This window comes from Arthrobacter sp. CAN_A214, assembly GCF_015751955.1.
GTDB lineage: Bacteria > Actinomycetota > Actinomycetes > Actinomycetales > Micrococcaceae > Arthrobacter_D.
In genome coordinates, this window is sequence record NZ_JADOUU010000045.1 from 1 (window position 1) to 10860 (window position 10860).

Here is a 10860-nt window from a genome sequence, read left to right on the forward strand (position 1 = left end):
AGAACTTCCATCATCGGAAGGCCTCGACCTCTATCTCGTCACCGACGCGCCCGCCCCGGCTACACCCCGCCTGCACTCTCGTTTGCGATGAGCCGCTTTACCCCGTCGTCAACGTAGGCAGCATCTTGCGTGATCGCAATTTTCTCCACAGTGGCACCTAGTTGTTCCTGGGCGGAGTTCGGGGGCCACCTAATGAACCGCCGTTACAACCGCAGCGAAGATTCCTATGAGCGTGACCAAGAAACCAGCGGCTGATACCAAAACCGTTTTGGTGACAGACCATGCCCTTATCCCCGTGGTTGTCGGGAGATTCGCGTTCATGAAATGAGCCTAGTTGGCTTCTCAATCTCTAAGCGGTCCTGCGCTTCGCTTCGGCCTGAATAGGCCCGGGTGCTCCTTCGTCGCACCCCGTCCGGGTGTTTTTTGTCTGCTGTCCTGCGGATTATGCGCCCCCGCTCCACACCATCAATCGCTGACGCGACGGGGCCGGCCATAAACCTCTACGGCGCTCCTTCGTCGCTTATTTCCTTCGAGGTTTCCGGCAGGCCCCGCCCTACGGATTGACAGTGCTCCGTCGGGAACGAGCGAGCGAGCTCGCCAGCAGGCAAAAACAACGGGGGAAGGGTCCACTGCTGGTCACTACAGGGCCCCGACACCACCACCGCAACGAAGGAGCAACACTGTGAACGCTCAGCTGACTACTCAGCCGACCTCCACCCCGACGCTGGAGATGATTGACCCGCGCACGCTCACCGTGGACGTAAATGTGCGCAAGGACGCCGCACTGACGCCCGAGTTCGTGGCGAGCATCAAGGAGCACGGCGTGATCGAACCCGTGATCGCGCACCGCAAGGACAACAGCGACGGAACCACCACCGTGCACGTCCTGATGGGCCAGCGCCGCACCTGCGGCGCGGTCGAAGCCGACGCCGTCCTGATCCCGGTCATGGTCGTCGCCAGCCCGGAGGAAGCCGAGCGGATCACCACGCAGGTCGTGGAGAACGTACAGCGTTCCGCGCTGACCGACGCGGACGAGGCCGATGCTTTCCACCAGCTGTCCCTGCTGGGGGTGAGCGCGGCGCAGATCGCGAAGAAGACCGGACGCGCCAAGACCACCGTTGAGGGCGCGTTGAAGGCCAAGAAGAGCACCGCAGGGGAGGCCGCACTGTCCAAGGGCCGCACCATCGAGGAAGCTCTCGTGCTCGTCGAGTTCGCAGACGACGAGGACGCCACAGCGCACCTTGAAGCCGTCCTCACGGACGAGCCGGACATGCTCGCCCACGTCGCCCAGCAGTTGCGCGACGAACGCGCACACCAAGCCGCACGTGCCGCGCTGGTCGCGGAACTGGAAGCGGCAGGGACACCGATCGTGGACGACGTGAGCTGGGGTTACCACTCCACCGACGACAACGTGCGCGTCACCGAACTGCTCCGCGCTGACGGGTCGCAGACCACGCCGGAGGAGGCGAACGCCGCCTACATCAACGGCGCGCTGACCGTGATCCCGGTCGTCACCGGCTGGAAGGAGTTGGGTTTCAAGCTCCGCTACAACTCTGGTTCTGCCGCGACCAGCGGACCCATGACCGACGAGCAGAAGGCCGCACGGAAGACCCTGATCGCTAATAACAAGGCGATGGAATCGGCGACGGTTGTTCGCCGCGATTTCGTGCGGTCCCTGCTGGCGAAGAAGCAGGCTTCGAAGGGCTGGCAGTATTTCACGGTCCATGCCCTGACGCACCACTCCGAGGTTGCCAGCGGCTATGAGGGAGCCGTGGCCGCTGAGATGGCCGGAGCGAAGATTGAGGGCAAGGAGACCTGGGGGTGGAACCCGCTCCGCGACCATGTCGCGAAGACCACCACCCGTCCCGAGGTGCCCATGATCGCGCTGGTGTGCGCAGGATTTGAGAAGACCATCGCCAAGGACTCATGGCGCTCACCGCACCGAAGCCACCTGACCTACCTCACCCAGTTGGTCACGTGGGGGTACACGCCGAGCGAGGTCGAACAGATCATCCTCGACAGCGCGAACAAGACCACCGGACCCGCCGAAGACACCGAGGACACCGAGGACACGGAGGACACCGAGGACACCGAGACGTTCGGGGAAGTCCACGCGGACGAGGAGGAGATGATCGCCGAGGAGTACGCGGCAGAGTAGCACCGGGCACCGGTGGTGCAGGGAGTGACAGCCCTGCACCACCAGCCCCGGCCCGGGAGAGGGGAAGGCGGTCAGCTCGCCGCTGGTGGGCGGGGCGGTTCGCCGCCGCTGCGGGAACCTCGAGCGATGGTCGCCGGCGACGAACCGCCGTCCCTCGCACTTCCAGCAACTTGACTGCCGTAGCGCGGATCAGGGCTGCGTGTGCTGGCCGGGCTGCACACCGAAGGACAACACACGAAGAACCGGTTACCGGTCGAGGGAGTCCATCGGTGACGGCAGTAACGGCTCACGCCATCACCATCGGCGTAGACGATGGAGGTCGCTGTATGTGTAGGTGATGTCGGTGACGACCTCTCGTGTAACGGTCACGTCGATGTCCCAGTAGCCACTCGTCCCCACGCTGATCACCCCAGGCTCCTCGCCGTTGAGGGTCCGGTCATAGAGGAGGGTTCCGTTTACCGGGCCAAAGAGCCTGACATTCCCGTCGGCGTCGAACCCGACCACGTGCATGCGCCATCCGTTCCACATCCCGTCGGTGCTGATTGTTACCGATCCTTCGACCAAGTCCTCAGACGGGACACCCTTGAGGTAGTAACCCCAACCCTCGGGTTCCTCTCCTCTTGTGCGGGCTATCCATCCCTGTCCGGGGTGGTGCTGCGCGAATGCCTCCAGCCACGCGACACCGTCGGTGCTCAAAGGCTGCACGGTGAACAGGCTGCCCTCGAACACCACGTACTGACCTGATGCGCGGGTACCGTCAGCATGCATCAGTGGCATGAAGGGAGTGCGGTAATGCGGGACGTGCGGGTACAGGATCATGCCCTCACCCTACGGGCGAGCAAGTGCAACCCATGGCCAGCATGCACGACGCTGACCACCCGCGGGCTATGCGGACTTCGTCTCGGCGGCGACCTGCTCCGCGACGTCGTCTGCTGTTGCCGCCAGGGTCGGCTCGGTCCGCGCTTCTCCGGACGGTGAGCTGGTGCCGGCACCGTCCAGGGCCCGCTTCATTTCGGCGGTACTGAGTCCGAGTCGGGCGGCGACCGCCGCGCGGCTCTCGCCGGTGTCGAGCATCTGATGCACCTTCGCGCCGGCTTCCTTCGCGGCCGCTTCCGCGTCCTGCTCGGCTTTCGCCAGGATTGCATCGGCCCGCTCCCGCGCCTCGGCGCGGATCTGCTCGGCATGCTGCTCCTGCTCGAAGAACTCCGCCGCCAGGTCGATTAACCGCTCGTGCCGCTCGGTCAGTTCCTGGGCTTTCGCCCTCGCCTTTTCCCGTGCTGCTACCTGCTGAGCTGACTTCCTCGGTGCTGCCATGATGACTCGTCCCCTTCACTCATCCTGCGTTCAGAACCTGTACTTGATACTGCCCCGGCCATGACTTGCGATCCGACGCACTTCCCCTGCCAAACCTAACGGTTAGCGGCCGCCCACCGCGGGCCGACCCCAACCGATATCCGACCGCTCATCCACCATGCCCGACGTCACCGCCGGCGCCTGCGAACAGACTGCGAACAGCTGATGCGGACCTCGCTGACGCTCGGGCTGGATACAACGGACGTTGACCACACGTGGACAGCTCCGAGATAACCCAACGTCTCTATACTGCCCACCTGGTGGATAACGTCCGTTAGCGGTTCCACACAATTGAACGATCGGTGGATAACGAAAATCGTGTTACCCACCGCCCATTCTCATGTGCACAACCGCATCGAGATTCGATGGACCAATCGTACTGGTTTCCACGGCGCCTAATCTGGGTTTCCTCCTACGTCGTCACCATGCGATTTTTGCACCCTTCCAACCAGCACAATCTGTCACACCTCATGCACTTATGTAGGTGAGGTCGACAATCGCGCCGTAGCCCGCGAGAATGAAGCCTGTGATGACCGTCCATAAGCTCAGTGCTGGGGACGGCTACGCTTACTACACCTCCGAGGTCGCCAGCGCCGACGAGCTACGCACCGGGGGTCGTGAGCTGGGGGACTACTACACCGTCGACGGCATGCCTCCGGGCCAATGGGTAGGACACTCGAAGGAGCTTCTGGAGGTCGAGGGCGAGGTCACCGAGGCGCAGATGAAAGCTCTCTTTGGCGAAGGCATCAAGCCCAACGCGGCTCAGATACTCGCCGATGGAGGCACACAGGCCGACGTGGCTCTGGGCCGCAAGTACCACCAGTTCGGTGCCGCCGACACTGACATGACGCGCAGGATTGACGAGGAAGCAGCCCGCTTCCGACGCACCAGCGGACCCGCGTGGAGCGGCCCGGAGAACGCCGAGAAGGCACTGCCGAAAGAGGTTCTGCATGAGATCCGGTTCCGGGTCGGTGGAGAGCTGTTCCGTGCGTCCCACGGCCGGAACGCCCGCAGCAACGAAGAACTCGCCCGGTACGTGACCGCGCAGACGACACCGAAGCAGCAGACAGTGGCGGGGTATGACCTGGTGTTCTCACCCGCCAAATCGGTGTCCCTCCTCTGGGCGCTCGGCGGCGACGAAGCCCGCAAAGCGGTTGAGACTGCACACAACGAAGCCATCAAAGAAACGATCACCTTCCTCGAAGAGAACGCCACCTATACGCGCCGGGGAAAGCAAGGTGTGCGGCAAGTCGACGTGAAGCACGGGCTGGTCGCAACCCAGTTCCGGCACTACGACTCCCGCGCCGGGGACCCCCAGCTGCACGACCACGTCGTCATCGCGAACAAGGTCCAAGGGGTCGACGGCAAGTGGTCCTCCCTCGACGGACGGACCCTCTACAAGATGAACGTCGCCGCGTCCGAGACGTACAACGCGAAGGTCATCGAAAAGGTTTGTGCGTCCCTTGGCGTCAGCACGGTCGCCCGAGCAACCGGTAGTGGAGAGCCCGTCTACGAGGTCGCCGGCATCGACCTCGACGCCATTCACCGCGCCTCATCGAGGCGCACGAACATCGTCGGCGCGATCAACCGGCTCGAAACCGAGTTCACCGACAAGCACGGGTACGCGCCCAGCGATAAGCAGAAGATCGCCCTCGCGCAGCAGGCCACACTGGAGACCCGACCGGAGAAGAAGAGCGCCCGCCGGCTCTCCGAACTGGTCGAGGAATGGCAAAAGGACTACAGCACCGGGTTGGACGGCGGGATGGGGATGCCGGTCGGACCGACCCTCCTATCGCACGTCCGAAGTGCCAGCCCCGGCGCGCCCGCCGGCCGCAGCATTGAGGACCTCGACGTGCACGAACACGCCCGCCAGATTGTTCATGAGCTGTCGGCCAAGCGCGCTTCATGGGGTCGGAACCACGTCATCGCCCAGACCCGCCGGCACCTCAAAGAAGCCTTCCCCGGGCAAACTATCACCGACGGAACCGTGGAGAAGGTCACCCGCTCCGTCACTGGCACGCACAGCCTCCAGGTCACGCCGGAAGCCATTACCCCAAGCCTGCGCGAGTTCCTGCGGGCTGACGGATCGAGTCAGTTCCAGCAGGCCGACAGCGCTTTGTTCACCTCCCACGAGGTGCTGAACGCCGAGCACAGGATCCTCGCCGCCGGACAGAAGACCGTCATCCCGGCCGTGTCCATGGAACGCTTCGACGCAGTCCTGGCGAAGCACACCGAAACTGCGGCCAAGACCGGCGGGCCATCTCTGTCCCAGGGGCAGATCGACTTGGCGCGCGCGTTCGCCACCGACGAAAAGCTGCTCACCCTCGGCATCGGACCGGCAGGAACAGGTAAGACCACGAGCCTTTCCCTTGCCGCGGACGCCGTCCGTGACACTGGCGGACGGGTTATCGGACTGGCCCCGACTGCCGCCGCGGCGGCCGTCATGAGTGGGGACCTCGGAGCCGACGCGACGACCATCGACGCGTTCCTTGCTACCCACCGCAACCAGCAGCAGAACCAGCAGGACAACGACGCGGGCGCACGTTCGAGCTTCATCAACTCGGCCTTCATGCTCGGGGCCGGGGACGTGATCATCGTCGACGAGGCCGGCATGGTGACCACCCCGAAGCTCGCCGACGTCGTCGCCGTCGCTGCCCGCAACGGCGCCGTCGTCAGGGCCATCGGAGATGACCGGCAGCTTGGCGCCATCGGCTCCGGCGGGGCGCTGCGCCTGCTCAACAACAAGGTTGGAGCGGTCCGCCTCGAGGACGTCCACCGCTTCCGCACCGAAGGCGAGTCGGAGGCGTCCCTGGCGCTGCGCGAACCTCCCGCAGCCGGCGCGGACACCCCGTTCCACTGGTACCTCGAGAACAAGCGCGTCACCGCCGGCACCACAGAAGCCATGACCCAGGACGCCCTCGGCGCATGGATGGCCGACACCCAGGCCGGTAAGACTTCGCTGCTGGTCGCGACCGACAACGCGACCGTCACCGACCTCAACGCCCGCGCCCAGGCCGTCCGCATCGCCACCGGCGACCTCACCGACGGCACCGGCCCGATTACCGAAGCAACACCCTCTGTCGTGCTCCGCGATGGCCTGCGCGCTTATGCCGGGGACACCGTCGTCACCCGGAAGAACGACCGGACCCTGCAGGTCAACCAGGGCAAGGATTTCGTCAAGAACAACGATGTCTGGACCGTCGAAAAGGTGACCGCCGATCCCGCGACCGACGCAGCTGTAGGGCAGGAGCGGCAGCGGGTCACTCTCCGGCACACCGGTCACCGGGGACGGATTACCGTCGACGCCGGATACCTTCACGAGCACGGACAGCTCGGCTACGCCGCGACCGTGCACCGCGCCCAGGGCGCGACCGTCGATACCGCGCACGCGATTCTGGACGAGCGGACTGACCGGGCCGGCGCCTACGTCGCCGCGACCCGGGGACGCGAGACGAACCGCCTCTACGTCGCACTCGGCGACGACAATGACCAGGCCGTGACCCGCGACAGCGTCGTGTCCACGATCACCGCGAACTACGACCGCACCCAGTCAGCGCACGAAGCAGTCAGGACCGAGGCCGTCCGTTCCGGTGACGTCGCCACCCTTGCCGGCGTCTATAACGAGGTCGAGAACGCCGCATGGAAAGCCAAGACCCGAACCATCGCAGCTTCAGTTCTGGGGCCGCGGACCGCCGTGCAGTTCACCTCCCACGAAGCATGGGGGGCAGTAGCCACGCATTTACGGGCAGCAGAGACACAGGGACTCGACCCCGCCGCCTTGCTGGCCCAGGCCGCAGGCGTCACCCGTGACAGCACCGGGCGCGGGCAGCATGCCGACACCGGTCACCTGCGCGGGTTCGACGGAGCCCAGGACCCGGCCGCCGTCCTCGCCTACCGGCTCGAGCAGCGCATCGACGCCGCCCACAGCCTCCTCTCAAACGCCGACCAGCGTCCCCTCGGCGCCGTGTCCGACGAGCACCTGGCCCGCCTCGCAGACCAGGCCACGAAGCACGCAGCAGGAATCGACCTGCCGCGCCGCTCACCCGGTGAAGTGCCGATGGACACGCAGTGGGCGGCACGTCCGTTCGCACTCATACGCACGGACAAACTCACCGACGCACGCACCGAGGCCCTGCAGCGAGTGCAGGCCATCGACCCGACCCAGCCCGTCGATGCCTCAGCCAGGAGGGCACAGTGGACGGTGCAGGCGATGACCGTTGAGCTGGAACGCCGGCAGGACCTCTCCCCGACGCAGGCCGCGATCGAGCGCACCGCACGCGGGGAAGATCCCCGCACCGCACACCAGGTCACCATCGGCGACGCCCTCCGATACGAGCAGCAACTCCGCGCCGTCGCACTGCCACAGCTCAGCAATGCCAGCAATGCTGGTAATGCTGGTAAGACAAGGAATGCAAGCATTCCGCCGGTCGCCGCCACGACGGTCAGCGATGACCTCGCGCCGTCTGTGCTCCTGCGCGATGAACTGGTGCCGGCCTCCTACCGGGCCGAGCTTGACCGGCTCCGGGCGTACCTCGGACAGAGAATCATGGTCCGTGGTGCGCAGCTCGCGGAAGAGAAGCCCGCGTGGACGAACGCGCTCGGACCCGTGCCCGGTAGGCAAGCGAAGGCGGCCGAGTGGCACAGCATCGCGGCCGAGACCGAGGCATACCGGAACCGGTACAACATCGGCACCCATGAGACGGCGTTGATCCCCAAGCAGTACAGGGACGACTTGACTGCGCAGCGCCTCATCGAGCGCGCCACCGCCCTGCACAAGCACAGTGAACTCACCACTGTCACACCGCGGACGGGCACGCAGATTCAGCAGGGAGCGGACGAAGCGGCCATTGCCGAGCGGATGACCACCGAGCAGGCAGCAGCACGTCGCGTCATCGACCGGCTCCGCGCAGAACGCGCCGCCGCCAGCGACTCGCTGCCAGCGCCACAGCAGCGCGAGGCACGGATTGTGGAGGCCGTACAGGCCGAACCAGTACCGCAGCAAGGCGACGAGATGTCGGCCGCCGTCGCCCGGGTTCTCGCCAGGCACCGCGCACAGGCGGCAGCCGCTGCAGGGACGCCAACGCCCGGTGCGGCAAAGGTAGACAGCGATCCCGCACGCACCGAGCGTGACCAGAATACGAAGGAGCCCGCCGTGACCGAAAACAAGGATGCCGCCCGCACCACAAACCGTAGCTCGTGGTGGGGCAAGAAGACCGAGGAAGCTATCCAGAGGAAGAAGTCGGCACCGGACCAACCCGCGACGAAGTCCTCACAAGAAGAAATAGCTTCCGCGGCCCGTAAGGCCGCGGAAGCCACAGAGCGCAACCGAGGCAGGTCGCGCTAGGTGTCGTGCTGAGTTTTTGTAACGGTTTCGGAGCTACGCGGCGAATCGTTGGTGTATCTGTAGTCAGACTGCGTGTCAGCAGGAATAGGGAAGGCGGCCGCACTCGATAGCCAGGGCTGCCGCCTTCCCTATTGGTGGTGAGTTCTAGGCGTAGGTGTAGTTGAAGGTGATCTTCGGGTCAGCCGGGAAGAACCAGCCGTAAGTCCGCTGCTGGCCGACGGTGATAGGTGTTCCGTCTCCCGCAATCAGGGTGACGGGTGGCTGGCCGGGAAGTGCTTCGACGACGGGCGTGTCGATGGTGGCGTTGAAGTCCAGAGGGAAGACAACGGTGGCACCGAGGCGCACGTTGCTGGCCGGCGCGAAGCTGAGCTGAGGTGCGTACATGACGAACTGGTACTTCTTCGGGTCGCCGCCGACGGGCAGGAGCTTCTGACTGACGTGGATGCGCAGAACCTGCGTGCCAGCGGGGATCCTGAGGTCCGCAATCTTGTACTGGCTGACGAGTGCCTCGAGCTGCTTCAACATAGGTCGACATAAGGTCAACTATCAGCAGCTTCTTCATCTGTCTTAGGAGGCCGCGTCAAAGTCACATCTTGGGATCGACAAGTCGAAAGAGCCAACTCAAGCGTTTCCGAACTCTGTAAGTACGGGAGTCCCGAACTCGAGGGTCGCCGAGACCAACTCTACTAGGGTGTGAGACGTGACTGTCCTGGAACCTGATCTTCCCTTGAGCTACGCAGAAACGCTGACCGAGCTGACTGACGCCGTACGAGCCGCGCAGATGAGAACTCAGCGTGTGGTGAATGCTTCCATGATGGAGCTGTACTGGAACATCGGCCGCACCATCCTGCAGCAGCAACAGGCTGAGCCGTGGGGGAGTAAGGTGCTCGGCCGTCTGGCAGAGGATCTCCGCGGTCAGTTCCCGCACATGAAAGGGTTCTCGCGCAGGAATCTTTACTACATGCGTGCTTTGGCCGACGCATGGCAGGGGAGCGAAGTATTTGTGCAGACAGTGTCTGCACAAATCAGCTGGAGCCACAACATCACGTTGCTCGAGCAGCTCCAGGATCAGGGCCTGCGCGAGTGGTATGCGGCCCGCAGTGTCCGCCATGGGTGGTCATTAGCCGTTCTTGAACACCAGATCGCTTCCAAACTCCATGAGCGGGAAGGATCAGCTCCCAACAACCTTGAAGCTCGACTGCCAGAGGAGGGAACAGGGTTAGCTCGCGAAGTAGCCAAAGATCCCCTCGTACTGGACTTCCTCGGCCTCAGCCCCGAGGCGGATGAGGCTGCAATCGAGGAAGCCATGTCATCACGCATGACACAGACCCTCATGGAATTCGGTGCCGGCTTCGCCTTCGTCGGCCGGCAAGTCCATCTTGAGGTCGGAGGGGACGACTTCTACATCGACCTTCTGCTCTATCACATTCCGACGGAACGCTACGTGGTTGTGGAGCTTAAGGCCGGGAAGTTCAAGCCGGAGCACCTCGGGCAGCTGAACTTTTACGTCTCGGTCGTCAAGGACAAGATTAGGCTGCCTCGACAGCGGCCACCCGTCGGCATCCTCGTGTGCGGTGCGAAAAATGAGCACACCGTTAGATACGCCCTGGACGGAGCAGCCCAGCCACTTGCGGTTGCCTCTTACACCTATGATGCTCTTCCCGAGGCCGAACAGGACGCCTTGCCATCACCCGAAGCGATCGTCACTGCGCTTGAGCTCGACTCCGACTGACGGATCCAATTGTGCAGACACTGTCTGCACAATTACTCGGGGCGACGAAAGCCCGCCAAAGCGCGTCAGTTGCGGAGTGTCGGCGCAGATACGCGGCGGAATTCGCCCAAAGCTGTCCAGTAGCAGAGTGGTAGCCAATCAGTAGAGTTCAAGGCCGGCTGAGCCCCTTCCCGAACCGCAAGCGGGAACGAGACTTATCGTTCTGAGTCCTATTCGTGGGCCGGCGGTGAGGGTTTGGACGGGGTTCGGGTGGGGAGTGGGATCTTTCCTGCG

6 protein-coding genes are annotated in these 10860 nt (G+C 64.2%); 3 read left to right on the plus strand and 3 right to left on the minus strand.

The window, feature by feature from the left end; all coding sequences use genetic code 11:
- The first annotated feature begins 730 nt into the window (after window positions 1-730).
- Window positions 731-2158, plus strand: coding sequence for a ParB/RepB/Spo0J family partition protein (locus IWX65_RS16500; RefSeq protein WP_196884619.1), 1428 nt, complete (start codon window positions 731-733; stop codon window positions 2156-2158).
- A gap of 294 nt (window positions 2159-2452) precedes the next feature.
- Here the strand turns inward: IWX65_RS16500 and IWX65_RS16505 are convergent, their stop codons facing one another.
- Window positions 2453-2977 carry a hypothetical protein gene (locus IWX65_RS16505; RefSeq protein ID WP_196884609.1) on the minus strand — a complete coding sequence of 175 codons (525 nt, stop codon included), beginning with the start codon at window positions 2975-2977 and terminating at the stop codon, window positions 2453-2455.
- A 66-nt stretch (window positions 2978-3043) separates the two neighbouring features.
- Window positions 3044-3472 carry a hypothetical protein gene (locus tag IWX65_RS16510; protein ID WP_196884611.1) on the minus strand — a complete coding sequence of 143 codons (429 nt, stop codon included), beginning with the start codon at window positions 3470-3472 and terminating at the stop codon, window positions 3044-3046.
- A 568-nt stretch (window positions 3473-4040) separates the two neighbouring features.
- Between IWX65_RS16510 and mobF the strand changes: the two genes are divergently transcribed.
- The gene (gene mobF, locus IWX65_RS16515) at window positions 4041-8855 is read left to right on the plus strand and encodes a MobF family relaxase (protein ID WP_196884613.1); all 4815 of its coding nucleotides are present in this window, start codon (window positions 4041-4043) and stop codon (window positions 8853-8855) included.
- Window positions 8856-8999: 144 nt separating this feature from the next.
- Here mobF and IWX65_RS16520 read toward each other — a convergent pair whose 3' ends face one another.
- On the minus strand, window positions 9000-9380 hold the full coding sequence (locus tag IWX65_RS16520; protein WP_196884615.1) for a hypothetical protein: 381 nt from the start codon (window positions 9378-9380) through the stop codon (window positions 9000-9002).
- A 175-nt stretch (window positions 9381-9555) separates the two neighbouring features.
- Here IWX65_RS16520 and IWX65_RS16525 point away from each other — a divergent pair, with 175 nt between their 5' ends.
- Window positions 9556-10587 (plus strand): PDDEXK nuclease domain-containing protein, encoded by a 1032-nt coding sequence (locus tag IWX65_RS16525; protein ID WP_196884617.1) that lies wholly within the window; start codon window positions 9556-9558, stop codon window positions 10585-10587.
- Window positions 10588-10860 lie beyond the last annotated feature (273 nt).

Excerpts from the sequence above, each read along its gene's own strand:
- IWX65_RS16500 (WP_196884619.1), top strand. The coding sequence starts at position 731 with ATGATTGACCCGCGCACGCTCACCGTGGACGTAAATGTGCGCAAGGAC.
- IWX65_RS16505 (WP_196884609.1), bottom strand. The coding sequence starts at position 2,977 with ATGATCCTGTACCCGCACGTCCCGCATTACCGCACTCCCTTCATGCCA.
- IWX65_RS16520 (WP_196884615.1), bottom strand. The coding sequence starts at position 9,380 with ATGTTGAAGCAGCTCGAGGCACTCGTCAGCCAGTACAAGATTGCGGAC.
- mobF (WP_196884613.1), top strand. The coding sequence starts at position 4,041 with ATGACCGTCCATAAGCTCAGTGCTGGGGACGGCTACGCTTACTACACC.
- IWX65_RS16510 (WP_196884611.1), bottom strand. The coding sequence starts at position 3,472 with ATGGCAGCACCGAGGAAGTCAGCTCAGCAGGTAGCAGCACGGGAAAAG.